Annotated in this window: 29 protein-coding genes; 10 read left to right on the forward strand and 19 right to left on the reverse strand. The window is 51.7% G+C overall.

Features of this window, described 5'->3' with window-relative positions; genetic code table 11:
• Nucleotides 1–23 precede the first annotated feature (23 nt).
• The 11 genes from tolB to ACJJI5_RS20360 all read right to left on the reverse strand — a co-directional run bounded on the left by tolB (nt 24) and on the right by ACJJI5_RS20360 (nt 9,047).
• Entirely contained in the window at nt 24–1,319 is a 1,296-nt protein-coding gene (gene tolB, locus ACJJI5_RS20310; protein WP_445355051.1) for a Tol-Pal system beta propeller repeat protein TolB, read from the reverse strand.
• Nucleotides 1,316–2,110 carry a cell envelope integrity protein TolA gene (gene tolA / locus ACJJI5_RS20315; protein ID WP_445355052.1) on the reverse strand — a complete coding sequence of 265 codons (795 nt, stop codon included), beginning with the start codon at nt 2,108–2,110 and terminating at the stop codon, nt 1,316–1,318. Before tolA ends, tolB begins: the two co-directional genes overlap by 4 nt.
• Before the next feature lie 7 nt (nt 2,111–2,117).
• Entirely contained in the window at nt 2,118–2,549 is a 432-nt protein-coding gene (tolR, locus tag ACJJI5_RS20320; RefSeq protein ID WP_444892812.1) for a protein TolR, read from the reverse strand.
• A 20-nt stretch (nt 2,550–2,569) separates the two neighbouring features.
• The gene (gene tolQ, locus ACJJI5_RS20325) at nt 2,570–3,259 is read right to left on the reverse strand and encodes a protein TolQ (protein WP_108731827.1); all 690 of its coding nucleotides are present in this window, start codon (nt 3,257–3,259) and stop codon (nt 2,570–2,572) included.
• 4 nt (nt 3,260–3,263) lie between these two features.
• On the reverse strand, nt 3,264–3,668 hold the full coding sequence (gene ybgC / locus ACJJI5_RS20330) for a tol-pal system-associated acyl-CoA thioesterase (protein ID WP_445355053.1): 405 nt from the start codon (nt 3,666–3,668) through the stop codon (nt 3,264–3,266).
• 12 nt (nt 3,669–3,680) lie between these two features.
• Nucleotides 3,681–4,700: a Holliday junction branch migration DNA helicase RuvB gene (ruvB, locus tag ACJJI5_RS20335; protein ID WP_413664411.1), complete on the reverse strand. Its 1,020-nt coding sequence runs from the start codon at nt 4,698–4,700 to the stop codon at nt 3,681–3,683.
• Between the two features lie 23 nt (nt 4,701–4,723).
• On the reverse strand, nt 4,724–5,335 hold the full coding sequence (ruvA, locus tag ACJJI5_RS20340) for a Holliday junction branch migration protein RuvA (RefSeq protein WP_282934234.1): 612 nt from the start codon (nt 5,333–5,335) through the stop codon (nt 4,724–4,726).
• Between the two features lie 57 nt (nt 5,336–5,392).
• A complete protein-coding gene (gene ruvC, locus ACJJI5_RS20345; protein WP_445355054.1) occupies nt 5,393–5,920 on the reverse strand; it encodes a crossover junction endodeoxyribonuclease RuvC in 528 nt (175 codons plus the stop codon).
• Nucleotides 5,921–6,069: 149 nt separating this feature from the next.
• The gene (locus ACJJI5_RS20350) at nt 6,070–6,813 is read right to left on the reverse strand and encodes a YebC/PmpR family DNA-binding transcriptional regulator (protein WP_282934236.1); all 744 of its coding nucleotides are present in this window, start codon (nt 6,811–6,813) and stop codon (nt 6,070–6,072) included.
• A gap of 105 nt (nt 6,814–6,918) precedes the next feature.
• Nucleotides 6,919–8,697: an aspartate--tRNA ligase gene (aspS, locus tag ACJJI5_RS20355; protein ID WP_445355055.1), complete on the reverse strand. Its 1,779-nt coding sequence runs from the start codon at nt 8,695–8,697 to the stop codon at nt 6,919–6,921.
• 77 nt (nt 8,698–8,774) lie between these two features.
• Complete coding sequence (locus ACJJI5_RS20360; protein WP_282934238.1) at nt 8,775–9,047, reverse strand: FmdB family zinc ribbon protein; 273 nt, start codon at nt 9,045–9,047, stop codon at nt 8,775–8,777.
• A gap of 287 nt (nt 9,048–9,334) precedes the next feature.
• Here ACJJI5_RS20360 and ACJJI5_RS20365 point away from each other — a divergent pair, with 287 nt between their 5' ends.
• The 5 genes from ACJJI5_RS20365 to ACJJI5_RS20385 all read left to right on the forward strand — a co-directional run bounded on the left by ACJJI5_RS20365 (nt 9,335) and on the right by ACJJI5_RS20385 (nt 14,443).
• On the forward strand, nt 9,335–9,733 hold the full coding sequence (locus ACJJI5_RS20365; protein ID WP_282934239.1) for an HU family DNA-binding protein: 399 nt from the start codon (nt 9,335–9,337) through the stop codon (nt 9,731–9,733).
• 214 nt (nt 9,734–9,947) lie between these two features.
• Nucleotides 9,948–11,675 (forward strand): proline--tRNA ligase, encoded by a 1,728-nt coding sequence (locus ACJJI5_RS20370; protein WP_445355056.1) that lies wholly within the window; start codon nt 9,948–9,950, stop codon nt 11,673–11,675.
• Between the two features lie 121 nt (nt 11,676–11,796).
• Entirely contained in the window at nt 11,797–12,363 is a 567-nt protein-coding gene (locus tag ACJJI5_RS20375) for a lytic transglycosylase domain-containing protein (protein WP_108731817.1), read from the forward strand.
• A gap of 3 nt (nt 12,364–12,366) precedes the next feature.
• Nucleotides 12,367–13,434, forward strand: a complete 1,068-nt coding sequence (locus tag ACJJI5_RS20380) for a helix-turn-helix transcriptional regulator (RefSeq protein ID WP_445355057.1) — start codon at nt 12,367–12,369, stop codon at nt 13,432–13,434.
• Nucleotides 13,435–13,612: 178 nt separating this feature from the next.
• Nucleotides 13,613–14,443 carry a sterol desaturase family protein gene (locus tag ACJJI5_RS20385; protein ID WP_445355058.1) on the forward strand — a complete coding sequence of 277 codons (831 nt, stop codon included), beginning with the start codon at nt 13,613–13,615 and terminating at the stop codon, nt 14,441–14,443.
• Nucleotides 14,444–14,511: 68 nt separating this feature from the next.
• Here ACJJI5_RS20385 and ACJJI5_RS20390 read toward each other — a convergent pair whose 3' ends face one another.
• Nucleotides 14,512–14,916 (reverse strand): DUF4345 family protein, encoded by a 405-nt coding sequence (locus ACJJI5_RS20390; protein ID WP_282934243.1) that lies wholly within the window; start codon nt 14,914–14,916, stop codon nt 14,512–14,514.
• Between the two features lie 230 nt (nt 14,917–15,146).
• On the opposite strand from ACJJI5_RS20390, the gene ACJJI5_RS20395 reads away from it, so the two are divergent.
• The gene (locus tag ACJJI5_RS20395) at nt 15,147–16,004 is read left to right on the forward strand and encodes a peptidylprolyl isomerase (RefSeq protein ID WP_445355059.1); all 858 of its coding nucleotides are present in this window, start codon (nt 15,147–15,149) and stop codon (nt 16,002–16,004) included.
• A complete protein-coding gene (locus ACJJI5_RS20400) occupies nt 16,004–17,053 on the forward strand; it encodes a HupE/UreJ family protein (protein ID WP_445356332.1) in 1,050 nt (349 codons plus the stop codon). The genes ACJJI5_RS20395 and ACJJI5_RS20400 overlap by 1 nt, the downstream gene beginning before the upstream one ends.
• Nucleotides 17,054–17,106: 53 nt before the next feature.
• Here the strand turns inward: ACJJI5_RS20400 and ACJJI5_RS20405 are convergent, their stop codons facing one another.
• A complete protein-coding gene (locus ACJJI5_RS20405) occupies nt 17,107–17,583 on the reverse strand; it encodes an Lrp/AsnC family transcriptional regulator (protein ID WP_108731811.1) in 477 nt (158 codons plus the stop codon).
• A 139-nt stretch (nt 17,584–17,722) separates the two neighbouring features.
• A complete protein-coding gene (locus ACJJI5_RS20410) occupies nt 17,723–18,922 on the reverse strand; it encodes a pyridoxal phosphate-dependent aminotransferase (RefSeq protein ID WP_413664405.1) in 1,200 nt (399 codons plus the stop codon).
• Nucleotides 18,923–19,505: 583 nt separating this feature from the next.
• Here ACJJI5_RS20410 and ACJJI5_RS20415 point away from each other — a divergent pair.
• The gene (locus ACJJI5_RS20415) at nt 19,506–20,522 is read left to right on the forward strand and encodes a S41 family peptidase (RefSeq protein ID WP_445355060.1); all 1,017 of its coding nucleotides are present in this window, start codon (nt 19,506–19,508) and stop codon (nt 20,520–20,522) included.
• 190 nt (nt 20,523–20,712) lie between these two features.
• Nucleotides 20,713–21,345 carry a 2OG-Fe dioxygenase family protein gene (locus ACJJI5_RS20420; protein ID WP_444926689.1) on the forward strand — a complete coding sequence of 211 codons (633 nt, stop codon included), beginning with the start codon at nt 20,713–20,715 and terminating at the stop codon, nt 21,343–21,345.
• 128 nt (nt 21,346–21,473) lie between these two features.
• Here the strand turns inward: ACJJI5_RS20420 and ACJJI5_RS20425 are convergent, their stop codons facing one another.
• Nucleotides 21,474–21,914: a YqaA family protein gene (locus ACJJI5_RS20425; protein WP_445355061.1), complete on the reverse strand. Its 441-nt coding sequence runs from the start codon at nt 21,912–21,914 to the stop codon at nt 21,474–21,476.
• Nucleotides 21,915–22,105: 191 nt separating this feature from the next.
• Nucleotides 22,106–22,579, reverse strand: a complete 474-nt coding sequence (locus ACJJI5_RS20430) for a hypothetical protein (protein ID WP_445355062.1) — start codon at nt 22,577–22,579, stop codon at nt 22,106–22,108.
• A gap of 139 nt (nt 22,580–22,718) precedes the next feature.
• Here ACJJI5_RS20430 and ACJJI5_RS20435 point away from each other — a divergent pair, with 139 nt between their 5' ends.
• On the forward strand, nt 22,719–22,919 hold the full coding sequence (locus ACJJI5_RS20435; RefSeq protein WP_445355063.1) for a CPXCG motif-containing cysteine-rich protein: 201 nt from the start codon (nt 22,719–22,721) through the stop codon (nt 22,917–22,919).
• Nucleotides 22,920–22,940: 21 nt separating this feature from the next.
• Here the strand turns inward: ACJJI5_RS20435 and ACJJI5_RS20440 are convergent, their stop codons facing one another.
• From ACJJI5_RS20440 to ACJJI5_RS20450, 3 genes are read right to left on the reverse strand one after another with little or no spacing between them, the layout of a single operon-like run.
• On the reverse strand, nt 22,941–24,416 hold the full coding sequence (locus ACJJI5_RS20440) for a cryptochrome/photolyase family protein (protein ID WP_445355064.1): 1,476 nt from the start codon (nt 24,414–24,416) through the stop codon (nt 22,941–22,943).
• Nucleotides 24,413–25,354 (reverse strand): MerR family transcriptional regulator, encoded by a 942-nt coding sequence (locus ACJJI5_RS20445; RefSeq protein WP_445355065.1) that lies wholly within the window; start codon nt 25,352–25,354, stop codon nt 24,413–24,415. The genes ACJJI5_RS20440 and ACJJI5_RS20445 overlap by 4 nt, the downstream gene beginning before the upstream one ends.
• A gap of 8 nt (nt 25,355–25,362) precedes the next feature.
• Nucleotides 25,363–26,325 (reverse strand): YbgA family protein, encoded by a 963-nt coding sequence (locus ACJJI5_RS20450; protein WP_445355066.1) that lies wholly within the window; start codon nt 26,323–26,325, stop codon nt 25,363–25,365.
• Nucleotides 26,326–26,540: the final 215 nt, after the last annotated feature.

The following is a 26,540-nucleotide window of genomic DNA, read 5'->3' on the forward strand; positions in this document are numbered from 1 at the left end:
TGAGTACGTCGGGCACCCCCGCCTTATTCAAAGTACGGCGACCAGGCCGGTTCACGGACATCACCCCTCTGAGAGGGCAGGTTGTACTTCACCCCAGCATCCAGCGACACCGCTGCCAGAATACCTTTATCCCCACGTTTGGTAGCGTACATCAACATGGCCCCATTCGGCGCGATACTAGGGGATTCGTCCAGCGTAGTCTCCGTAAGGACACGCACTCTGCCCGAGTTGATATCCATCGTAGCGATGGTAAATACGCCCCTATTACGATGCACCATTACCAGTGTCTTTCCATCGGGAGAAACACGGGGCCGCGCATTGTAATCGCCATCGAAGGTTAAGCGGTCGACTTGACCAGTGGCAAGAGTCAATTGGTAAATTTGTGGCTTCCCTCCCCTATCGGAGGTGAAAACCAGTGATTTACCATCTGGCATCCAGTTCGGCTCGGTATCAATGGAGAAATGCCTTGTCATTCTTGTCAGTTTATTACTGACCAGATCCAGCACGTAGATCTCCGGGTTGCCGTCCTTGGAGAGCACCATCGCCAATTTGGTTCCATCCGGGGACCAGGTCGGCGAACTGTTGATGCCCTTGAAGTTAGTTAATTGCTTGCGCGCACCCGTGCGCAGGTTCTCGCGAAAAATTGCCGGGCGCCCGGTTTCAAAGGAGACGTAGGCGAGCTCCTGGCCATTGGGGGACCACATGGGAGACATCACCGGCGCGCTGAAACGGCGGATCTGCTTGGCGCGAGCACCATCGATATCCGCACGCATCAGCAGATAACTGGGCTTGCCGCCACGAGTCTCTTCCTGCACGTACACCATTTCCGTGGAGAAGGCACCGCGAATACCGGTGATAGCTTCAAAGATCTCATCGGCGGCGCGGTGGGCGATATCCCGCAGCTGGGTCTGGCCGCCGCGCACTTGCTTGGTGAACATCTTGTGCTGGCCGAAAACATTGACCAGATCAAAAGTGAGCAGGTAACCGGTGGCCTGCGGCTCAATGCGGCCGGTCACTATGTACTCGGTGCCGAGGATACGCCAGTCGCGGAATACCACGTCTTCCGGAGCCTTGGGGAAAGACAGCATGTCTTCCTTGGGCACAGGTGAGAAAAGGCCACTGCGGCGAAGGTCTGAGGAAATAATCCCGGAAACATCTTCCGCCAGTACCCCGCCACCAGACCAGCTGAATGGGGATACAGCGATCGGTGTGGGGTCATCGATACCGCTGGTGATATCCACCACCAGCTGGGCTCGGGCCCCCAGGCTCGCCGAGGCGATTGCAATAATGACGACTGTCTTCAGTAAACTCTTGATCATTGGCGCAGATCTTCGACTTTAAAGTTCAAAATAGTTGTGCGGACTTCCCGCTCAAATACCACTGGTTCTTCCCGGGCCAGGTCGGCCACTTCGGGAAATACCTCCACTTTTTTAATAGCGGTCAGTACCGAGCGATCCAGGGCGGCATTACCACTGCCCTCGACGATATTAGCTGCCACCACCCGGCCGGTGGGGACAAAGTTTATTCTCACCTTGGTAAGCATACCGTTTCGGGCACTGGGCGGGCGACTCCATACCGCCTCAATTTGCTGCTGGATCGCCTGGCCAACGGACATCACCGCTTGCTCGGCCTCATTCGCATCCAGCAGTTCCTCTTCATCCTGGAGGGCCTCGTCAAAAGAACTCTGGCGCTCTTGGGCCAGCTTCTCCTTCAGCTCTTTTTCTTTGCGCGCCTTTTCTTGCTGCTCTTTCTCGCGACGGGCTTTCTCTGCCTGTGCCTTGCGATCAGCTTCGAGTTTCGCTTTGCGTTTCTTTTCCGCCTCGAGCTTTTTCTTCTGCTCCAGGGCTGCGCGGCGCTTACGTTCGACCTCAGCCTTGCGTTTTTGCTCCGCAGCGCGATCGGCACGCTGTTTTATTTTATCGACCTTTTTCGGCAGTTTCTTCTTCGGTGTTGCCGCTTCAATTGTCACCAGCTTAGCCTGCACAAACTTTGGCATCGGTTTGCGCTCAGGCATACTGCTGGCTTCCCAGCCGTAGGTCATGGCAGCTATCAACGCCCCGTGTAACGCGAGGCTGATGATAACCGCCAATGCATAAAAGCCTTTATTCACCGGCACCCTACCCCTGAGGTGGCTCTGTCACCAGGCCGACGCTGGGCGCTCCCGCCTGCTGCAGTTCGGTCATGGCATTGACGATCAGGCCATAGCGAGCCTCGGTGTCACCCCACACCAAAACCGGAGTTCCCGGCTTTTGGCGTAACACCTTAGCGACCGTTTGCTTAATCTCTTCGAGCGGCTTGGCACTCTTCTCGTCAGTCCCTAGATTCAGATAGTAGGTGCCATCGGAGCGCACAGAAATAATCAGCGGCTCCTCATCGGTTTCCTCCATCGGCGCCGAGGGCGCGTTTGGAAGGTCGACTTTGACCCCCTGCATCAACAAAGGTGCCGTGACCATAAAGACAATTAGCAGCACCAGCATTACGTCAATGTAGGGCACCACATTGATCTCCGAGACCAGCTTCTTTTTGGTTCCCTTGCGAAACACACTCATAGGGTTCGCCTATTCACTACTCAGCCGGAATGCACTTTGCGGTGCAGGATAGAGGAAAACTCCTCGGCGAAAGTTTCGTAGCTGGACAACAGCGACTCCGCCTTGGCGGAATAGCGGTTAAAAGCCATCACCGCAGGAATTGCTGCAAACAGGCCCATAGCCGTAGCCACCAACGCTTCACTGATACCGGGTGCGACCGTGGCAATAGTGGCCTGGTGCATAGTAGCGAGACCACGGAAAGAATTCATAATCCCCCACACAGTGCCAAACAGGCCGATATAGGGACTGACAGAGCCTACGGTTGCCAGGAACGGCAGGTTCATTTCCACCTTTTCCTGCTCCCGGGACATAGCCACACGCATGGCCCGCTCAGTGCCTTCCATCACCGCTTCAGGGCCGCTGCTACCCTGCTGGCGCAGGCGGGTAAACTCGGTAAAACCGGCGCGGAAAAGGGACTCAACACCATCGGTTCGGCCTTTTTCCGCTCGCTCGTTACCTTCGCGGAAGAGTTTGTTCAGGTCGGCACCGGACCAAAAGCGGCGCTCGAAATTGTTCAGGGAGCGCTTGGCCTGGGACAGGTAAAGCCCACGCTGGATAATCATCACCCAGGACACCACAGAGGCCAGTAACAGCAGCAGCATAACTAACTGTACCAACAGGCTGGCGTTCTGGATTAGCCCCCAAAGAGAAAGTTGTTCACCGGCGTTCATCTTCTTAAATAACTGCCTTTAATGCTGAATAAATAGGTTCCGGCAGGGCACAGGGCCTGCGGCTGTCGCCAGCGACACAAGCAACTTTGACCACACCTTCGCAAATTAGCTCATCGCCGCGCCAGATTTTTTGCTCAAAAGTCACTGCGGCCCGCCCCAGTTTGCCAATCGAGGCCGTAGCGCGCAATGCATCATCAAGAAGTGCGGACTTTCGATACTGGATCTCGGCGGAGTGCACCACCAGTAACAGACCCTGTTCTGGCATCGCCGGCTTATCATACCCGAGGGAGCGCAGCAGTTCTGTGCGCGCGCGCTCCATATACTTCAAATAATTGACGTAATAAACGATACCACCTGCGTCGGTATCCTCGATATAAACCCGCAGCGGAATACTGAAAACTTCCTTCACCCCATCCTCTCTCTACTTATTATCGGGCTTCGGCAGGCCGAAGTGCTCGTAGGCCAGGCCGGTTGCCACTCGCCCTCGCGGTGTGCGGGCGATATAACCCTGCTGAATCAGGTAGGGCTCTAACACATCTTCCAGGGTATCCCGCTCTTCACTGACTGCTGCAGCGAGACTGTCCACCCCCACCGGCCCACCATCGAACTTCTCAATCATGGCCAGTAGCATACGGCGATCCAGCTGATCGAAACCACGGGAATCCACATTGAGCATGTTGAGGGCGGCATCGGCAATTCCGGAATCCACGGCACCATCACCTTTAACCTCCGCGTAGTCGCGCACGCGGCGCAGCAGGCGGTTGGCTATTCGGGGGGTACCCCGAGCTCGACGGGCAACTTCGAGAGCACCACCTTCATCCATCTCCACTCCCATCAGGCCAGCGGAACGACGAACAATACTGGTGAGATCCTCAACGTTATAGAACTCAAGCCGCTGGACGATACCGAAGCGATCCCGCAGTGGCGAGGTAAGCAGGCCCGCCCTCGTGGTGGCACCCACCAATGTGAAGGGTGGCAGGTCGAGCTTGATGGAACGCGCCGCAGGCCCTTCACCGATCATAATATCCAGCTGGTAATCTTCCATCGCCGGATACAGTACCTCTTCCACATGGGGGCTGAGGCGGTGGATCTCATCGATAAACAGCACATCCCCCGGCTCCAGGTTGGTCATCAACGCAGCCAGATCGCCAGCCTTCTCCAGTACCGGGCCCGAGGTGGTCTTGATGGCCACTCCCATTTCGGCGGCGATGATATTTGCCAGGGTGGTTTTACCCAGCCCCGGCGGTCCGAATACCAGGGTGTGATCCAGGGCCTCTTTGCGCAGCTTGGCAGCCTGAATAAAGATCTCCATTTGCTCCCGCACCACTGGCTGACCCACATAATCATCCAGGGTTTTGGGGCGCACGGCGCGATCGTACTGCTCTTCCTGGCCCGAGGGGCCCACGGGCTCCGGTGCCACCAAACGGTCGGCTTCGATCATTGCAACAACTCCTGGGCCTCAGATTAAGCGGGGGCCATTCCCTTAAGGGCAAGGCGAATCAAAGTCGCACTATCGGCATCCGGCTGCTCTTTGCTGGCGCGGGCCACCATTTTGCTGGCTTCAGTGGGCTTGTAACCCAGAGCCGCCAGGGCGCTCTCCGCTTCACCGGTGTGATCCACCTTCGGCTCGGCAGCAGCGGCCATCAGGGGAATATCGTTGGCATCGCCAAAATCCGGGGTCAATTTATCCCGCAGCTCCACAATCAGGCGCTCGGCAGTCTTTTTACCGACACCGGGGACTTTGACCAGTGCCGCTACATTATCCTCCGACACACAGCGGGCCAGGGCAGCGCCGTCCAGCCCAGATAAAATGGCCAGGGCCATCTTGGGACCCACTCCACTCACCTTGATCAGGGTGCGAAACAATTTGCGGTCCCCATCGCGAATAAAACCATATAACTGCTGGGCTGTTTCGGATACCGCTAAATGAGTGTGCAGCTGTACCGGCTGCCCCAGTGCGGGCAGTTCAAAAATCGTGGTCATGGGTGCGAGCACTTCATAGCCCACCCCCTGTACATCCACCAACAGCAGAGGTGGCTGCACTGCGGCCAGGGTACCGCTCAATCTTCCAATCATGTGTTATTCCAGGTTTATATTGTCTGCGCCCTTTACGGGGCCAATTCTACCAGCCGATCACACGCTCAGGCGGCCGCGACGAAAACGACTGCGCGCACCGCCAGCGGTAAATACCAGGGTTTGCTCGGTATGCATATGACACAGAGCCACGGCCAGCGCATCGGCGGCATCCTCCTGGGGCGACGCAGGTAGGGACAGCAGGGTTTTCACCATGTGCTGGACCTGCAATTTATCCGCTCCACCGCTGCCGACCACTGCCTGCTTCACTTTGCGAGCTTCATATTCGGCTACTGCCAGACCACTATTTGCCCCTGCCACAATAGCTGCCCCCCGGGCCTGTCCCAATTTCAGGGCGGAGCCGGCGCTCTTGGACATAAAAACATTTTCAATTGCCATCTGAGCAGGCTGGTATTGCTGGGCGATCTGGCTCACTGCATCAAAAATCAGTTTGAGGCGCTCAGGCAGGGCACCTTCGGGAATACGAATCACCCCGCTGGCCACATAGCGAGCCTTGCCCCGCTCCACATCGATAATTCCATAGCCCGTTTTTCGCGAGCCGGGGTCAATACCCAGGATTCGGGTCAAAAGGCAGCTCCCCAAATATCTGTATGTTTATATAGTGGTGGGAGTGTCCCAAGGTGAACAGGAAGCGTCAAGGGAGGGGGAGTAAGAAGGGCTTGAAAAGATAAAAACCAGAGGCGGGACAGTAGCCGCCTCCAGTTACGGAACCGGCCTTAGCCCAGTTCCTCCATCACCTCTGCCGGAATATCCGCATTGGTGTAAACGTTTTGCACATCATCCAGGTCTTCCAGCATCTCGATCAGAGCGAGTACTTTTTCAGCACCGTCTTTATCCAGCGGAATCGTGGTGGAAGGAATCATGGCAATTTCGGCACTGTCCGGGGTAAAACCGGCTGCAACCAGGGCGTCCTTAACCGTCAGGTAGTCCTGGAATTCAGTGGTAACTTCTACACTGCCGTCATCGTTGGATTCGATATCCTCAGCCCCGGCTTCGAGAGCTGCGTCCATCAACGCATCTTCATCCACTCCGGTCTCGTAGAACATCTGACCTTTGCGGGTAAACAGATAGCTAACGGAACCGTCAGTACCCAGGTTGCCACCGCGCTTGGTGAAGGCGTGGCGCACTTCAGCCACAGTGCGGTTGCGGTTGTCAGTCAGGCACTCCACCAGGACCGCTACACCACCAACGCCGTAGCCCTCGTAAACTACGGCTTCGTAGTTTTCACCATCCGCATTGCCGGCGCCACGAGCGATAGCTTTGTCGATGGTGTCGCGCTTCATATTGGCGCCCAAAGCCTTATCGATAGTGGCGCGCAGCGCCGGGTTATCGTCCGGGTTTGGACCCGATTTGGCGGCTACCGTCAACTCGCGAATGATCTTGGTAAAGACCTTGCCCCGCTTGGCATCCTGAGCTGCTTTGCGGTGCTTAATATTGGCCCATTTACTATGTCCGGCCATTTTCCGTCTCTCTTCAGTCAGTGCGTAGGATGAGCCAAAGAGCGAAGCGAATCGCCCATCACTACGATTGGATGGGCCCGCTTCGCTCGGCCCATCGGGGAAAAATCAGCTGATTTTCTCTTCTTTTTGTCGCAGGCGAATACTCAGCTCACGCAGCTGTTTCGCATCTACGGTACCCGGGGCATCTGTCATTACACAGGCGGCGCTCTGGGTTTTCGGGAAAGCGATAACATCGCGAATAGAGTCACTGTCGGTCATCAACATCACCAGACGATCCAGGCCAAAGGCCAGGCCACCATGGGGCGGCGCACCGTATTTGAGTGCATCCAGCAGGAAGCCAAACTTCTCGCGCTGCTCTTCAGCATCGATACCCAGGATGCGGAATACCGCTTCCTGCATCAATTGGTCGTGGATACGAACAGAACCACCGCCCAGCTCGGTGCCATTGAGCACCATATCGTAAGCGCGGGAAAGTGCTTCAAGCGGATTCTTTTCCAACTCTTCCGGGGTACAGGAAGGCGCAGTGAAGGGGTGGTGCAACGCAGTCAGGCTGCCGTCGTCATTTTCTTCAAACATTGGGAAGGCGACAACCCACAAAGGCGCCCACTCGCTGGTGTACAAATCCAGGTCTTCACCCAGCTTGCAGCGCAATGCACCCAGGGCTTCGGAGACAATCTTGGCCTTGTCCGAGCCGAAGAAAAGAACGTCACCATCTTCTGCTTGCAGGCGATCGAGGATAGCTGCACGGGTTTCAAGCGGCAGGAATTTAACGATTGGCGACTGCAGACCATTTTCCAGGTCAGAGCGATCGTTAACTTTGATATACGCCAGGCCCTTGGCGCCATAAATACCAACAAATTTGCCGTAATCGTCCAGCTGCTTGCGGGTCAGTTTCTTACAACCGCCAGGTACTTTAATCGCGGCAACACGTCCCTTCGGATCATTGGCCGGCCCGGAGAATACCTTGAAGTCCACCTCGGTCATCAGGTCCTTGATCTCCACCATCTCCAACGGAATACGCAGGTCCGGCTTGTCGGAACCGTAGCGCAGCATCGCCTGGTAGTGGGTCATGCGCGGGAATTCACCCAGATCAACACCCTTAAGCTCTTTAAACAGCTTGCGAACCATATTCTCGGTGATCGACATGATTTCCTCTTCGTCGAGGAAGGAGGTCTCAATATCAATCTGGGTAAATTCAGGCTGGCGATCAGCGCGCAAATCCTCATCGCGGAAACACTTGGCGATTTGGTAGTAGCGATCGAAACCGGAAACCATCAGCAACTGCTTAAACAGCTGTGGTGACTGTGGCAGGGCGAAGAACTTGCCCTCGTGGGTGCGGCTCGGCACCAGGTAATCCCGGGCACCTTCTGGGGTGGCGCGGGTCAGGATTGGGGTCTCGATATCGAGGAAGCCGTGCTCATCCAGGTAATTGCGGATTGCGGTAGTCAGCTTGGAACGGAAATACAGGTTGTTCTGCATTTCGTTGCGGCGCAGATCCAGATAGCGGTATTTCAAGCGGATATCTTCACCCACCTCGGTGTGCTCATCCAGCTGGAAAGGCACTGTCTCAGCGGTATTGAGGATCTCCAGCTCTGTGCCGTAAACCTCAACTTCACCGGTCACCATATTGGGATTCACGGCCTCTGGGGCACGGGCGCGCACACGACCTGTCACTTTAAGCACATATTCGCTGCGCACGCGATCGGCCATCTCGAAGTGTTCGGCCGCATCGGGGTCGAACACCACCTGTACAATTCCCTCGCGGTCGCGCAGGTCGATAAAAATCACTCCGCCGTGATCGCGGCGGCGGTCGACCCAGCCACAGAGGGTTACTACGCGGTCAATGTCCGCAGAACGAAGGACGCCACAGTAATCGCTGCGCATGGATGAAAATTCCCGTTATCGATAGGTGAAAAGATTAGTTAGAGGGTACACCGCACGGACAGCCCCGCACAGCTCGCCTAGGCCGTCTTTGCCGCCGCTGTGCCAGACTTGTCGCTTTTGGCCTTACCACTGTTGGCAGAGTCACCGCCAGCGAGGTTTTTCTTGCTACCAGTTTTAAAATCAGTCTCGTACCAACCGGCGCCCTTCAGGCGAAATCCAGCCGCTGAGATTTTCTTGCGCAGCTCGGCCTTCTCGCAAGCTGGGCAGTCTTTGAGCGGGTCATCGCTCATCCGCTGCAAAGCTTCCATTTCATGGCCGCAGGCATTGCACTGGTATTCATATATCGGCATTACACAGTACCTGGTGCTTAAAAAAAGGGGGAGAGAGTATACATGAGGCCTACAGAGGTAAGAAGCTGCACGGGTCTTTTCCCTGGGTAAAGCGTCCCATAAAGGCGACGTGAGGCTAAAAAATGTAAAAAAAGCACTATTTTTCTAGTATTTCTTCGTGCGGCCGAACAAAAACTATATATACTTCCCCCATCACCCGCTGAGACACCCGTAACGGATGCAGCGCAGCGGGAGAAAAAACACACTTTTACCGGATATATACCGAACAACAAAGAAGGAAGTAAGCCATGGCTGTCTCCAAGAAAGCTGCTACTAAAAAGGCCCCGGCAAAGAAAGCTGCGGCCAAAGCTGCACCGGCCAAGAAAGTAAAAGCAATCAAGGAAAAGTACACTAAAACTCAAGTACTTAATCAGATTGCAGAAAGCACTGAGCTGTCCCGCAAGCAGGTTCAATCTGTTCTGGACGAGCTGAACGATATCATCGAAGGCCATATCAAGAAGCGCGCAGTTGGCGAATTCACCCTGCCCGGCCTGATGAAAATCACCACCGTGAAAAAGCCGGCTAAGAAAGCTCGCAAGGGTATCAACCCGTTCACCGGTGAAGAGACTACCTTCAAGGCGAAGCCTGCCAGCATCCAGGTTAAAGTTCGCCCACTGAAGAAGCTGAAGGAAATGGCAGAGAACTAATACACTCTGTAAAGCCTCAGCTTAAAAACCCCGCTTATGCGGGGTTTTTTATTCACTCCCATTCCAAGCCAGTGCCCAGGCACCTGCTAAATAGATACCCCGGTATAGCAAAAGGCAATCCGCATTGAGGCAATACTGCCCCCAGGCAATATTTATTGCCCAGCGAATAGCGTAAAATAGCCAGCTTACCCGTAATAGAATCCATATAATTCCTATGCGCGCATCTCGTTATCTCATCGCAACCCAAAAAGAAACTCCCAACGACGCAGTGGTGATCAGCCATCAGCTGATGCTGCGTGCCGGCATGATCCGCCGTCTGTCTTCAGGTCTCTACACCTGGCTGCCCACCGGGTTGCGGGTGTTGCGCAAAGTCGAGCGCATCGTTCGCGAAGAGATGGACCGCGCTGGCTCCCTGGAAGTACTGATGCCGGTCGTGCAGCCGGCAGAGCTTTGGGAAGAGTCCGGCCGCTGGCAGCAGTACGGCCCCGAACTCCTGCGCATCAAGGATCGCCACAACAATGACTTCTGCCTGGGCCCGACCCACGAGGAAGTCATCACCGACCTGATCCGCAGTGAAATCAATAGCTATAAGCAGTTGCCCGCCAACTTCTACCAGGTGCAGACTAAATTCCGCGATGAAATCCGTCCGCGCTTTGGCGTAATGCGCGCGCGCGAGTTCACCATGAAGGATGCCTACTCCTTCCACGTAAACGAGGATTCCCTGCAGGAAACCTACGATATTATGCACGGCGCCTACTGCCAGATTTTTGAGCGTATTGGCCTGGACTACCGCCCGGTACTGGCAGACACCGGTTCAATCGGTGGCTCCAGCTCTCACGAATTCCACGTGCTGGCGCAGAGCGGCGAAGACGATATCGCCTTCTCTACAGAATCCCGCTATGCCGCCAATGTCGAATTGGCAGAAGCGGTTGCCCCAACTGGCGAGCGCCCTGATCCGTCACAGGAAATGCAGGAAGTTCATACGCCGAACCAAAAAACCATCGCCGATGTCAGCGAGTTTTTGAAAAGTGATCCCGCCCACTCAGTAAAAACCCTGATTGTCCTGGGCGAGTGCGAAGAGGGTGAAACCGCTCCATTAATTGCCCTGGTACTGCGCGGCGATCACGAGCTGAACGAGTTAAAAGCAGAGAAGCTGGCTGGAATCGCCAGCCCCATTCAGTTCGCCTCGGAAGAGCGCATTGCCGAAGAACTCAGCTGCAACATTGGCTCCCTAGGCCCGGTGGGCATAAAGATCGAGACTGTTGTCGATCGCTCTGCAGCGCACCTGGCAGACTTTATCTGCGGCGCCAATCGCGATGACTACCACTTAACCGGTGTGAACTGGGGTCGCGATGTGGAGTTGGGCCGCGTCGAAGACCTGCGCAACGTAGTGGCAGGCGACGCCAGCCCCGATGGCCAGGGCACCCTGGAAATCAAACGGGGTATCGAGGTCGGCCACATTTTCCAGTTGGGCGACAAGTACAGCCGCGCTATGAATGCCACAGTACTGGATGAAAACGGTAAAGAGCAGGTTATGTCCATGGGCTGCTATGGCATCGGCGTTTCCCGAATCGTCGCTGCGGCGATCGAGCAGAACCACGACGACTCAGGGATTATCTGGCCCACTGCGATTGCACCTTTCCAGCTGGCGATTGTGCCAATCAATATGCACAAGAGCGATGTGGTAAGGGAAAAGTGCGAGCACCTGTATGAGTCCCTGCGCAGCAAGGGTATTGATGTATTGCTGATGGACGAAGCCAAAGCGCGACTGGGTGCTATGCTCGCCGATGTGGAGCTGATCGGTATTCCCCACCGCATTGTTATCGGCGATCGCGGCCTGGAAAAAGGTGTGGTGGAATATAAAGGTCGCGGAGATGCGGAAAGCCAGGAGTTTGCCGTATCCCAGCTCGAAGAAGTGTTATTGGAAAAATTTAATCAATAATTGTCGAGCCGCCCGGTCTGCCCCCAAGCAGGCCGGGACCTCTTACGGCAAAAGTGCTTTTTATCGGCGGCGTCACAAAATCACGCTGCCCATTTTGCCGGGCTTTTCGTAGAATCACCCCATGATAAAAAAAGCCACCGCCCTCTTGTTGCTCTGCCTTACCTGCTGTGCCGCCCAGGCTCAAAGCAGTAGAGCCGAGATCGACCCGGAGTTGCGCCTCGCCCTGCAGGACGCAGTTACCCAGGCCGACAGCTTTGTGGACCGCTTCGATGCGGAAGTGTGGCTAATGTCTAAATCCCAGCCTCTGTCCCGCTATATCAAAGATCCCAAGCGGCGGATGCACGTACTGAAAGCAGTCCACCGGGAGGCAACTCGGGCCGGGCTGCGCCCGGAAATTGTATTGGCGGTTATCCAGATTGAGAGTGCTTTTGACCCCTATGCGATATCCCGCGTTGGCGCTCTGGGTATGATGCAGGTAATGCCATTCTGGAAAAATGAAATCGGTCGACCCGACGATAACCTGATCGATATGGACACCAATCTAAGGTACGGATGTACCATTCTTAAACACTACATCAAAAAAGCCAAAGGCAATCTAGCCAACGCCCTCGCCTATTACAATGGTAGCTACGGCCGCCATACTTATAGCAGCAAGGTCCTGGATGCCTGGGCCGAGCGCTGGAGATAAACGATGACCGCCGGCTACTTATTTTTCTCCGGCGGCGCATGCGCTCTTCTTTTATTGGCGGCAACCAAGGTTGCAATACATCACTACCGGCTTGTTGCCGGGCGCTGCTTACTGGCCCTGCTGATAGCCGTGATCTGCTATTTACTCTGGCCCATCCTGCCACAATTGAGTGGACCTACTGCGCTCTTGCTTAACCTGCCAATTACTCTGATTCCCGCAATTTTTTGGCTGTTTACTCACCTGTTATGCCGCGAGGAAGAGCCTTTTCCCCTGTGGGGCTGGATTCCGATTGGTATTACCCTGATCATCGGCATAGTCGCCTACCACGCACCATTGCCATTGACGTCAGATCAGCAACCCCCACTATTTACCCTTTCGCAGCTACTTAAACTCGGCTTAATCAGCCTCGGCCTACTGACACTACAACGGCAGTTTCACCTGGACTTGGTCGCAGAGCGCCGACGCCTGCGCACAACCCTACTTATCGCCGTCGGCGCCTATATGCTGGTGGTAATTGGCGCAGAATCTATCTTTGCTTACCGCCCGCTTCCCAACGGTGTACCGACACTCCACGCACTATTTGCCAGCCTGTTGTCACTGGTTGCCTGCCTATGGTTGCTGGCCCTTTCCCCCAGCGCTCTGGGAGAATCCCTGCCGCGCCCTAAGAGCAGCGAGCCAGAGGAGGAAGAACAGCCTTTAGCTCCGCCACCTGAACTGGATGAACAACAGCAAACCCAGCTGCAAAAATTACAGGAACATATGCACAACGGTGGTTATCGCCACACCGGACTCACCATCAGGGAGCTCGCGGAGCAGTTGGATATTCGCGAACATGTGCTGCGTGTACTGATTAATCGCCACCTGGGTTATCGCAATTTTAACGAATACCTAAATCAGTTTCGTATTGATGAAGCCAGCAACCGGTTGGCAGATCCGGAACAGGCCCATTTGCCAGTACTCACCATTGCTCTGGACATCGGCTATCGCTCCTTGAGCCCATTTAACGCTGCTTTCAAGCGCCGTCACAGCCAAACCCCCACTGAGTACCGCCGGGAAAAGCTGCCCGCCTGAATCTCCTCTCCTGAAAGAATCCGTCAGCATTTTTTCATATTCCGTAAGCCCGCAAAGTAAAAGGCTCCCAGACTGGGAGCGAGGTGAAAGCGATTTTCCCGATGCGTGCCCGGCTCACCGAGACCCGATTTAACACCGGTGAGTCTCCCTTCAATAGAAGAATAATGATGGTGAGAATATGGATTTTTTAGTCGACATATCCCAGGACGGAGCCAAACATTTCCAGTTGAGTTTATTTCGCTATGTGCTGGCCGCTTCAGTAATGAGTATTTTGGCCGGCTGGCTATTTCGCACCTGGATGAACCGGCGCCGTATCCAAAAGCGTCGTGCCGAGTGGAAAGACATTCGGCGGGAGGTGAGTTATTCACTATTAACGGTGTGTATCTTTTCCCTGGTAGGGGTTATTACCACCATGATGCACGATCTGGGACTGACCAAATTTTACTGGCAGTGGAGCGATTATCCACTCTGGTGGAGTATTGCCAGCCTGCCAGTAGTGATTTTGATCCACGACGCTTATTTTTACTGGACCCACCGAGGTATGCACCATCCCAAGGTGTTTAAACACTTCCACCGCCTACACCATCAGTCCAGAACACCCACGCCCTGGACGGCATACAGTTTTTCCGTAGGTGAAGCGGTCCTGATGGGCGCTTTCTCTCCCCTGATAGCCCTGATACTGCCACTTAATCCAACTATTTGGTTCACCTTTTTATTTATCAGCATCTTCCGCAACGCCATGCTGCACACTGGCCGCGAGTTCCACCCCCGCAGCTGGGTCGACGGCCCTATGGACAGGCTCACCACCACGACTCACCACGACTTGCACCACCAGCGCTTCCAGGGTAACTACGGCTTTTACTTCACTTGGTGGGATCGCTGGATGGGCACAGAATTTAAGGACTACAAGCAAGTCTTCCGGCAAGCAGTGGATGGGCAATTACACGGGGGAGAAAAAGAGGTGGAAATAGACAACAGCGCAGCAGAAGGCGCAAAAGCTCACGCTTAACCCACTCAAATCACTTAAATGGGCGCCGGGGTTCTCCCGGCTCCTTTCTACTAGCCGTAACAACCGTGTTAATGGCCATGCTGCAAAGGCAACCAGCGGGATTCTCGGTAACAGTAAAGTCCCCAGATCACAAAGACGACTTCGATAGCAAAAAGCACTAAATTGCGCTGGTCAAAACCACTGATAAATAACATTCCGTAGAGGCGCCCAAGAGCGAAGCCGATATAGGCGATAGACATCGCAGCGTAAGCAACCCTGCGGTGCGGGCGCATAGCCAAAGCCACCAGTAGAATCACCGCAATGGCCAACATAAACCCGCCATAAGTGGCCATAAACTCGGGCATGGCTTCGGGGGTATCAAATGAAAAATCCACTTCATTCGCAAGGCTCTGCGGCTTAAACAGGGCCCAAAGGCCAATAGAAGCAAAAACCAATAGATTGAGTGTCAAATAGACTCTTCCCAAATATTTCAATCGATTCTCCCCTCTAATTTCTGTTACTCACCCCTATACAAGGGGAACACCGCTTTGGAGTACTGTCACAGTATATATGAGCCACACCCCGCCATACGCCGGAACAATTCACCAATTTGGTACAAAGCGATGGATTTATCAATAATTTCTTACTGGCAAACTGAGAATGTCTTTCCATAATTAGAATCCACAGCGCAACTCCGACCCACTCCAAAATAAGGGCCGCGCTTTTGAATACCACCACCTTCCTCAAGTCATTGGCGAAAGAGCCCCTGCTGTATTTTATTTCGATCGCCCTAATCCTATTGGGATTGGGAGAAATCCTGGAACCGCCTGCACAAGAGATTGTTATCAGCGAGGGGCGCGTCGAACATCTACGTTCGGTGTTTGAGCGCAAGTGGCACAGGTACCCCACCGATAGCGAGCTGGAGCAACTTATTGAGAGTTACCTAAGAGAGGAAATACTTTACAGGGAAGCGCTTGCCCTGGGATTAGCCGAGAGCGATACGGTAATCCGCCGCCGCCTACGAATGAAAATGGAACTTACGGCGCGTAATTTCGCTGACACTCAAGACCCAGGCGATCGAGTATTGGAGAAATTCCTTCAAGGTCAGGCTGATAAATACCAGAATCCCCCCACCCTATCTTTCCAACAACGATTTTTCTCAGCGGATCTGGCCTCATCAGATTCACGTGATTTTAAGGACTTACTCATGCAGCTAAACAGCGGTCAGGCTTCGCCAATGATTGGGGACTCAACCCTACTGCCAGCTGCTTTTATCGACACTTCAGAGCCACGAATAGACAGGCAATTTGGGCTGGGATTTTCCGCTCAATTATCCAAGTTGCCTATTGGCAAGTGGAGTGGTCCAGTCCGCTCGACCTTCGGCGATCACCTGGTCCTCCTTGAGGAAATCAAGTCCACCCAGCTACCGGCATTGGCTGAAATACGCAGCCGCGTGCTAAATGATTGGCAATTCCAGGCGCAAAAGAAGATTCTGCAGGAGCAGTATCTCCAGTACCGTAAAAACTACGAGGTCACTGTCCACAAGCCGGATAACTTCTCAGCCGAGGTTGCCGTCAAGTGATGCACATACGGCCACTCCTGCTCATTCTGCTCCTCAGCTCTACTCCAATACTATCTGCCCACGAACTGCGCCCGGCTTACCTGGGCATCACTCAAGTTGATGCACAATTATTTAAAGTACTTTGGCGATTGCCCGCACAAGGCGATCTTCGCCTCGCTCTGAATGTCCATTTGAACCAAGCTGCCTCTCCCCTAAGCCAACCCAGAGCGCAAATAAGTAAGGGCTACTACACAGAGCACTGGACCATCCATCACCCCAGGGAGCTACAACAGCTGTCGATTCATATCGATGGCCTACAGAGCACTATGACCGATGCGCTAGTGCGGATCTCCTGGTTAGATGGGCGTGAGCAAGTTATCCGACTGACACCAGACCAGCCAGAATGGACCCTTGACCAACCCGCCAGCGAGTTCCAAGTCGCCCAAACTTACTTTGTGCTGGGCGTTGAACATATTCTTCTCGGTGTCGATCACTTGCTGTTCGTTTTGGCCCTGATCTTACTCAAACAAAGCCTTCGCCAGCTGATCGGCACTATCACTGCTTTCACTATCGCCCACAGTATTACCTTGGCAGCTGCCGTACTGGGCTATATCCATCTGCCATCAGCGCCAGTGGAGGCGATTATCGCCCTCAGTATTTTACTGGCAGCCAGAGAGGCTGTACGCCAGAGGCATGGTGTTTTCAGTTTGACCTGTCGCTATCCATGGACAATTGCCTTTGCTTTTGGACTTTTACACGGTTTGGGTTTTGCCGGTGTACTGGGGGAAATTGGGCTTCCCCAGGGGGCTATTCCCCAGGCATTACTGACTTTTAATCTCGGTGTGGAAGTGGGGCAATTAGTATTTATCACCGCAGCTCTTGCAGTGATCAACTTGTATCAAAAGCTCCTTAAACACTGGCCAGGGTATGCCATTCGGAACCGCGAACAATACTCTTTCGGGGAGGGTGGAGGTATCGGAATACCAGCCGCTACAGTGATCGCGTATACGCTGGGGGGCATTGCCTGCTACTGGGTGATTGAGCGCAGCCTGCTTATTGTTTTCCCATAACAGAGAACATTAACCGGCGCCCTGCAAATCACGGGCACCGGTTAATTTAAGGCTCAGTCCTGAAACAAGAGTTCCAGTGGGTAGCCGGTAAAAGGCTTGGTTTTCTCAATCACCAAATGAGAAGTCATACGGGAAATCGCCGCCTCTTCATTGGCCAACAACTGCTCTGAGACTCGATTAAAATCTGCTGCGTCCGGGCAGACGAAATGCAGCATATAGTCGAACTCACCAGACATCTTCACACAGGAAACAATCTGTGGAATATCGCTAATAATGCGGCGAAAGTTCTCACTGGTACGGGCATCCTGCCTCTTAAGCGCAACGTTTACATAAAACTCTGCATGCCGAACTTTATCCAGGTTTATCTCGGCAAAGAACTCGCGGATATAGCGCTCACTGGTCAGGCGTTTAACCCGGGCCAGGCAGGCACTTTCCGATAATCCAATTTTTTCACTCAAATTCAGGTTACTTGTACGTGCGTTTGATTGCAGGGCCTGCAAAATACGCAAATTATGCCGGTCAATTTTCACGGAGCTATTTTCTTTTGAATCTGAAAGGGGGCAAGGATAGCGGTATTCGCCGGTGGCATAAACATTACAGCCACCGGCATGGGAAACTTGTCATCACTTCAAAAGCGAATTTGGCGACAACCAGCCTCCCGGCAAAGGCCTAACCGGCCTGGCGGTTACCACTGGTGACGAACTGCTCAATGCGATCCAAGGCCCGCGACAACTCGGCCTCATCAGCCGCCAGGGTGAGGCGAACATGATTCACTGAACTGCTACCAAAGGGCGCGCCAGGCAGTACCGAGACCCGCTCAGCATCCAAAAGGGCTTCAGCGAAGGTTTGCCCGGAGCTGGATACCTTGGAGACATCCACCATAACAAACATCCCAGCCTCAGGGCTGTAGCAACTCAAGCCAGGTATCTGGCCAATCCTCTCAACAATCAGGTCTCGACGCTGCTGATAGGCATCCCGCATCTGCTTCACGAAGTAGCTATCAAACTCCAGGGCAAAGGCTGCAGCCTCCTGGATGAACTGAGGGCATCCAAAAATTGTCGCCCCTGCAAAAGCAATCAAACGATCTACCAGGGGACCACGAGCCACTGCCCACCCCAGGCGCCAGCCACTCATGGCGTGGGATTTGGACAAGCCATCAACCACAACAATATTATCCAGCGACTCCGCTGCCGTACGCAGAGAGGTGTGGCGGCGGGCAAAGGTGATCATTGAATAAACTTCATCACACACCAGCCAAATATTGCGCTCGCGGCAGTATGCCGCCAACTCGCGCAATTGTTCAGGGGTAGCCATCGCGCCAGTCGGGTTTACCGGCGTATTGATCATAACGACCTTGGTCTGCTCACTGATGGAGGCCTTGATAGCGTCGACATCAAAAGCGAAATTGGTCTCCGCCGGGCAAGTCACTCGCTTTACGGAGAGGCGCAAGGCATCACAAATGGGGACATAGCCGATATACATCGGCTCGGGAATTACAATCTCCTCACCGGGGTTTAGCAGGCAGGCAAGTACTGCGTAGATCGCGTTGGTTCCACCGGGGAAAACAACAACATCATCCGGATTACAGGGGTGGGGAGAGACCTTGCTCTCGATATCCGCGATAGCCCTGCGCAACATTGGCTCCCCGGCCGCAGGGGAATAGTGGGTGCGCCCCACTCCCAGGCGAGCGCGGGCAAAGTCGAGGATCGGCTCGGGGGTGTCAAAGTTGGGATCACCTACACAGAGAAAGATGACATCCTCCCCTTTATTGGCGAGATCGTGAGCCCGGTCACTCACAGCCCAAACATTGGCGTCCTCACCATTCAAAGCCTCACTTTGCAAGCTGAACCTGGGGGTAAAATTTGTCACGTTTTTCACTATTTAGCAGCCATTTATAGGGGCTAAGGTAACAACCATCTGGGTAATCGGTGCCGCTATATGACCGTCAATTTCGCATTAGAGGGAGCTTTTCTCGGGTATTCCCGCAGATAATGCGGGGGCCAGTGTGTTCACGTGGATCGCGACTAAAAATAGATTTTTAGTCTCAGTTATTCAGGACGATCCTGGCGCCCCAGAGAGAGCGAGTAATGAGTAAAACTTAAGCAAGGTATCACCCCATCCCACTGCAATTGAACACTATTAAACGGAGCCAGGAAAACCCCAGGGCTATGTACAAAGCTTCATTACGATATTCTTTTTTGACGTCCCGTCCGCTCCCCATGCCCCTTTCACCTGACTCGCAGCAATCTCCCTCAAGTTTTCGCTGTATTTAGATTAACTTTAATCTTCAAAGATGGAGGGCAAACTCCAATCCCGGTATAGGTGCGAAACTGGCCCCTTAGCGCCTCTGGATATACTTAGTGTTAACCAGCTTTGATCTTCCGAAACTATCTATTACGGCTTGATTGCGTATTATCGTTAACACCTAAAAACCAATAAGTAAATTTTAATCATGGATAAGATGAAACAATTACTAACCTTACTTTTGCTCTCCTGTTCACTTACGGCAATCGGCACTGAAATTTCTCAGGAAAGGAAGTTGGAGCTTATTAATTCTATCGAGAAAAAGATTGCCTCCAACTATGTCCTGCAAGAAAACCTGGAAGCTATTCACTCTTCATTAAATAAAGTTGCAGAGTCAGAGGCATTCAGACAAGCCACTGACACAGAGTCAGTGGCTGGAATTATTAAATCCGCCTTAACAAAGCATGATAAACACTTTGGCGTAATCTGGGATGATCCAGAATCTCCCCAACAGCAGCCGAAACACGAGGATTGGTTTAGTAAGCTCAGTAGAAAAAATTCTGGATTTACCCGAGTCGAAGTTTTAGAGGGTAACATCAGCTATATTGATTTCTGGGGGTTTGACCATGTTAACGAGGAGTCCCAAGGTCGAGTGGCTGCAGCTATGGCATTAATCCAAGATGCTAGCGCTATTATTTTTGACCTGAGAAAGAATGGTGGTGGTAATGGCTTTATGGGCGGCCTTATCAGCGGTTATCTTTTTGATAAACCCACCCACCTCAATAGCATCCACTGGAAGCCCGCGGGCAATGTTACAGAGATATGGAGTCAGGAAAAGGTTCAGGGTAAAAAGGTAGCAGACACCCCGGTATATATATTAACCAGTAGCGATACCTTCTCAGCAGCAGAGGCCTTTGCGTACTATTTAAAGCACCTGGACCGTGCAACCATTATTGGAGAGGCTACCAAAGGTGGGGCAAATCCCTGGCAGTACTTCCCCCTTGGGAATGGCTTTAAAATAGCAATCCCTATCGCCAAGGCAGTTAATCCGATTACCAAAACTAACTGGGAGGGGACTGGTGTAAAACCAGATATCGAGACATCTCGGGAGAAAGCATTTCCAACAGCCTATAGGCTCGCCTTACAAGCGGCCAAAATTTCTACTGCACATCCGGAACACTTAAAAGAAATTCAACAAAAACTGCAGGATTTCGATAGCCTTTAAAATACCTTAACCCCTTTCAATAACTTTTCAGACTACTACTTCAGGAAGGGGTCCTAGTTATTAGCCACCCTTCCCAGATCAATTCAACATCCCATAAATAAAAAAACAGCCCTTAATAATTGTAAAAATCTTTCACTCACATTAACCTAATATCATCCCCTTATCTTATTCGTGTAGCAGGGCGAATTGGATGTTTCAATTTACTCAAATCCTAAAGTACATTCCTGAAGAACTTGCGGACAGCTTTGCCCACCTCCCTCCAGATGAATATCTAAAATCCCAAAATCCATATCGCTACCGAACATATAGTTCAGGACTCTATAGTGGCAATTCAATTGAGTGGAGCAACAATACCATCTTCATACAGAGTAAAACAATTAACACGTACCTTGGGGATATAGAGCGTCACTACCCCTCATTAGGAGCAATCGCTAGAATATTCTCACAAAATATTGTAAGACACTTAATTTCCCAACAATATATACCGGCAAAAAAATATCAGGTCGGGTGCCACCAGATAAGAGTTCGCGCTACAGATGAATTCAACGCTTACCCCACCCCTGAGGGTTTTCACCAAGATGGGTTTGACTATGTAGCGATTAATTGTATTAATAGAAATAATGTCAATGGAGGGGAATCATTCATCAGCAACTTGGATGAAAATGAAATTATATTTCATGGCACACTAACCCCTGGAAAAGCTTTGGTTTTGAACGACAGGTCGCTCAAACACTACGTAAGCCCCATCACTCCTCTTTTTCCCGGGGAGGCTTTAAGGGATGTTGTGGTAATTACATTACATAACGATAGAAATACCACATAAAAACATGAAGCTTACCCAAACCAGATCCCAAAGAATTTTTTCAAGTTTAAAAAGATGACCGCCTAAATCAAACTTCAAATCCTCTCAAAAATATCAAACCAAGATCTTTTATTAACTTAATATCCGCATCAAGATGCTTGCAAGACCATATAGTAAACCACCAGATAGCGTAGACATTTACCCGTGGCAACCAATAACAAAAACCAAACCAAACGAATTCTTAGAATACCAGCCATTACAGTAAGGGGATCACCAATAATAGGCACCCAGGAAAAAAACAGGGAGAATACCCCATATTTTTTAAATCTCTGTTCAGCCTTTACAAATTCCTCTTCAGACATTCCCAACCATTTCTTGATCACGCCCAAGCTGGCCCAGTAGCCTAATGCATAATTGAGAAGAGAGCCCGCTACATTCCCAGTAGTGGCGACTATTATCAGGGCCCAAGGGGAGAGGCCCTGGAGCAACAGACCAGTCATTACAATTTCTGAGCTTAGCGGCAGAATGGTCGCTGCCAGGAATGCTGATACGAAAAGCCCCAAAAATCCAAACTCAAGAAAGTACCCCATAATGACGACTCATGCCTAGCTAAACTCGGCATTCCTTCTATCTATACTTATAATTGCGCCACTATAATCGAAAAAAGGGGACATCCCAACAACCCCCCTCATCAGTGTTAGCGATACTAGTCACAAGCCTCTACTTTTTATATTCACCCTTGTTAACACATTTTAGAATTCATAACCTTACACAGACTTACTTAGGCCCAAGTACAGACCCGCTCATCCGAAGTCGAAATCAGTGTCCACCCCATAATCCTCCAGCCACCTTTCAGTTTTCCTATCGACAAGATATTACAGGCAGCTTTCCTACTCCTTTCTTTTGATTTGGATCGCTGAAAAACAACAAGCGATGTTGCTGAGCCATCCTCTGAAATATAAATCTTCTCTATATATAATCCGGAAAATGGATATTTCTCAAGGTCCATAGTTTTACGCAGCTGACTGATAATTACGGGAATTAAATCTGGATGATTGGACAACCCCGGCTGCTCACCGATAAAAAATAAAGGGGATTGAGCAAAGTACTTCTTTAAACTACTTGGCGGAGATGAACTATTAAGTGTGCGGTAAAAACTTTTTATAAGATAAGATACTTCACTGCGCGAGCTTGCATACATTTCAGATGAAAAGGAAATAAATACGACAACCAACAGCGCCATAGCAATTTTCATGGCTACCACTTCCTATTTTAAGGAGTTTCTGAGTAACTCTGCAATTAGAGGGGACTGACTAAAGGTTGAAGTATAGTTATGCTATTAATTCGCATTGACTGAAAAAGGGAATCTGATAATCACCAAACGGAGTTATCCTGTGCCAGAGGTAATAGTGGAGAGAAGTATTTACTGCCCTTATTGCGGTGAAACCATAAAAATACTGGTTGATTCATCAGTTTTGCCTCAACAGTACACCGAGGACTGCCAAGTTTGCTGTAGACCTATCGTTTTCTCTGTGGAACTCGATTTAAATGGCGAGCTATCTATCGTGGCTCATACTGAGGATGAAGCGTTCTAAATCGCATTGTCGCACTCAAATTCACTTCAAATTGGCAAAAACTTCAATCGCTCGCTTCCGTCCAGCCCCCACATCGCAAATCACTTGAGGATAGCCTTGAGTCGGCGGTGGATCGTGTATGGATTTGTCGCTCAGCTCCTTTAGCTCAGGTATAAACTTGCGGATAAAATCTCCATTGGGATCAAAACGTTGCGACTGACTATAAGGATTAAATACACGAAAATAGGGTGCAGCATCAGTACCCGTGGAGGCAGTCCACTGCCAGCCCCCATTGTTGGAAGCAAAGTCTGCATCAATTAAGCGCTGCATAAAGTAGCGCTCACCCCAGCGCCAATCTATCAGCATATTTTTACTGAGAAATGAAGCTACTATCATACGCAATCGATTATGCATCCAGGCAGTCTCATTTAACTGTCGCATCGCTGCATCAACTATCGGAACCCCAGTCTCCCCCAAAGTCCAACGCTCAAACTGATCCTTATTGTAGGACCAGGGGATTTGGTCAGTTTCCTGCTTGAATGGCCTCCCTTTACTCAGACGGGGAAAGTCCACCAACAAATGGGTATAAAACTCCCGCCAGATTAATTCGCTAATCCAACAGGCCGCCCCATCATCTCCACCCAGCCAACGCCCCTCATTCATATCCAACGCCATTGCTATACATTGGCGAATCGAAACAGCACCACTATTTAGGTAGGGGGATAAGCAGGAGGTACTATCAAGTGCTGGAAAGTCTCTCTCTGCCTGATAAGCAGATATTTTTCCACCGAACTTCTTGAGCCGTTTCAGTGCCGCCTTTTCTCCTACTTGCCAACCTTTAATCAGGCCTGCATCGTCGATCTTATCTATCGAGTATGTCGACAGTTGCGTTGGAATCTTTTGGCTTAATTTCTGCCCTTCAGATAAAGAAAGCCACTTTGGCCAATGTGCTCCATTTTCCCGGGTAGAAATTTTCCGAGGCTTAGGCAAGGTTTTTACTTCACTATCGGCACACAATTGAATCAGTGCACGCTTGAAGGGGGTAAACACCTTGTAGGGTTTCCCTCCGCCGGTTCTTACTGCTCCCGGTGGAAGCAGGGTGCGGTCACTGTAGAATTGAACCTGAACCCCCTCATTTGTCAGTAAATCTTTTACTGCATTATCACGACGTAGCTCATTGAGTGGATATTCAGCATTCGCATAGAGAGCATTGACATCCAGGCGCCCAACTATTTGCTGAAGAACCCCTGGAACCTGAGCAAAAGTAGGAACTTCAACGAAGTACAGCGGTATATTGCGCTCCTCTAATCCATCTCGTAATTCACGCAAACAGGCAATACGAAAAGTCACCAATGGATTGCCTTCATCCTGGCTCTGCCAGGTATCCGGACAGGCAATAAATACAGCAGCCACCTCCTGACATTGCACACTGGCTTGGTAAAGTGCTGAATTATCATTGAGGCGTAAGTCACTGCGTAGCCATACCAGGCCACGCGGCAAAGTCACTGGGCGACTCATAGCTTAAAAGACTCCCGCAATTGTGTAACTGCGCTCTCTGTATTTCCGGCAAGTACTCTTGTTAAAGGGAGTTGGTTTAAATCAGCCAAAGCCAAGCGCTGCACCTCAATAAAATCACCCGCAAGCCACAGAGGATCAGTCATCCCCTGAACAGCACTTGGTAACTCACGTTCAAGAATATTTTTCGGCAGAGCCTTGTGGCTATAGCAAAGCACTCCCTGAGCACCCAGTTTTTTGACTGTACTTCCAAGCTCCAATAATCCCGCAGGATAAGTCAGGGTAATGACCTCTATTCCCGCAGCAAGGAGTACCGCAATAAACATCTGTATAAATGCCTGTTGGCCCTGAACGCCAATTTCCAGTAAAAGAACACGGGGCTTCGCCTGGGACTTGTCTTTGTCCAGGTTTTTCCTGGCCATACCATTAGCCAGAAGTAGCTGTTCCTTTAACAGAGGCCAGAAAAATATCTGCGCTCCATGGGCTTCAGGTAGGCGAAATCGCTCAAGCCGCACATGCAAAGGTTTCAGCCAGTGCTCCAACAGCAAAGCGGCAGGGAATGAGGAAAACCACTGATCGAGACGGCGGCGCAGCTGGGGTTCTGCAAAGTCTCTGAGAAGACTGGAGGTTTCATCCAGCATCGCCTGCCAATTGTTTTTTCCATCGCCTGTAGTCGCTGGCAACCCCAATTTGTCCTGCTCTCGCGCTAACAAGTTTCGCACTTGACCAATGGAAACGCCCCTGGCGAGGCATTGCAGGACCTTTTCGATCTGCTCGACTTCCTCTTCACTATAAAGGCGATGCCCTTTGCTGGTGCGCATGGGTTTTAGTAAACCATAGCGGCGCTCCCAGGCCCGCAAGGTCACAGGGTGCACCCCGGTCCTTCGGGCTATCTCTCGAATCGGAAAATAGTTTTTTTCAACAACTTCTGGGTCGGACATGACACTCATTATCGAAATTCACATAAACCTAATTCAGCCGGCTCGGCAGCGAGCAAGACCTGGCTGTGGATAAAGTGGTGTGGGCTTCTCGGCAAGTAATGACGGAGCATAGTAAGCACCGCCGAAATCGGTTTATGCCCTTGCCGGTACTCCTCGACAAGCTGGGCCAGCTCAGCCCGCTCTTCCCGGCTTAAATAGCCCTTTAAATGCCCCTGGCTGTGCATCAGTGCATTGGTTCGATCCTTGCGCGATGCATGTTGGGAGAGAATATCCATAATCCGCCCACGAATTTCATAAGCGAACTCTTCAGGGGTCACCGCACGAGAGTTGGAAACAAACTGACCCAAGGTACGGGTCAGAGGCTGGCTATGGGCTAACAAGAGGTACTTATAAGCGGTGTAAAACTCAATAACTTTAGCGGGTCGAGGATCCGGCGATACATAGCGATGCCAGGCATCGTAAGCAAATACTCGGGTTAAAAAGTTTTCGCGAATGTCGCTGGCATTCAGTCGCCCTACTTCCTCCATAGGGAGGTGGGGGAAATTCTCTCTCACACGCGCAGCAAATAGACCTGCCGAATGCGCCAGTACACCGCGACCATCTTCTTTGTAATGGGGGGTAGTACGCACACCGCAGCTGGGAGACTTTTGCATCAGGATAAAACCGCGCAACTGCTCAACCTCCGGGCTTATCTCATCTGCGTAAGCCTCAAGATCCTCTGTCACATCGATATTGGTGTCATCGCGCCCAACTGCGCGCAGGCGATCACTGACAATCAGGTGAATTGGCGGGCGGGGCACTCCCAAGCCTATTGCCACTTCCGGGCAGTAAGCTTGCAGATCAAAGCAATTACCCAGCAGCTGAGTGCAGACTTTGCTGTGCTTATGGCTACCGTTATATCGAACGGGATCACCCACGGCACAGCGGCTGATACCAACGGGAATCTTATGCGGCAGGAATTGAATATTCATAGTCACAAAGTGTGCAGGTAATGGCCTACCTTTTTTATAGCCTGTCACTAAAACTTATACAAGTTCTGCTCTTGTATAAGTTTTTGGAAGTCTCTTGCAAGGTAACCGTGGCTTGCGCAAATACAAACCAAAGCTACAATGCAAAGCCGCGTTCATTCCGAGTTTTAGCGCTGCGCGCACTCTTATCGCCAGTCCCCGGTCTGCGATGCGGCCCA

Source organism: Microbulbifer maximicatervae (SeqCode) (assembly GCF_052467955.1).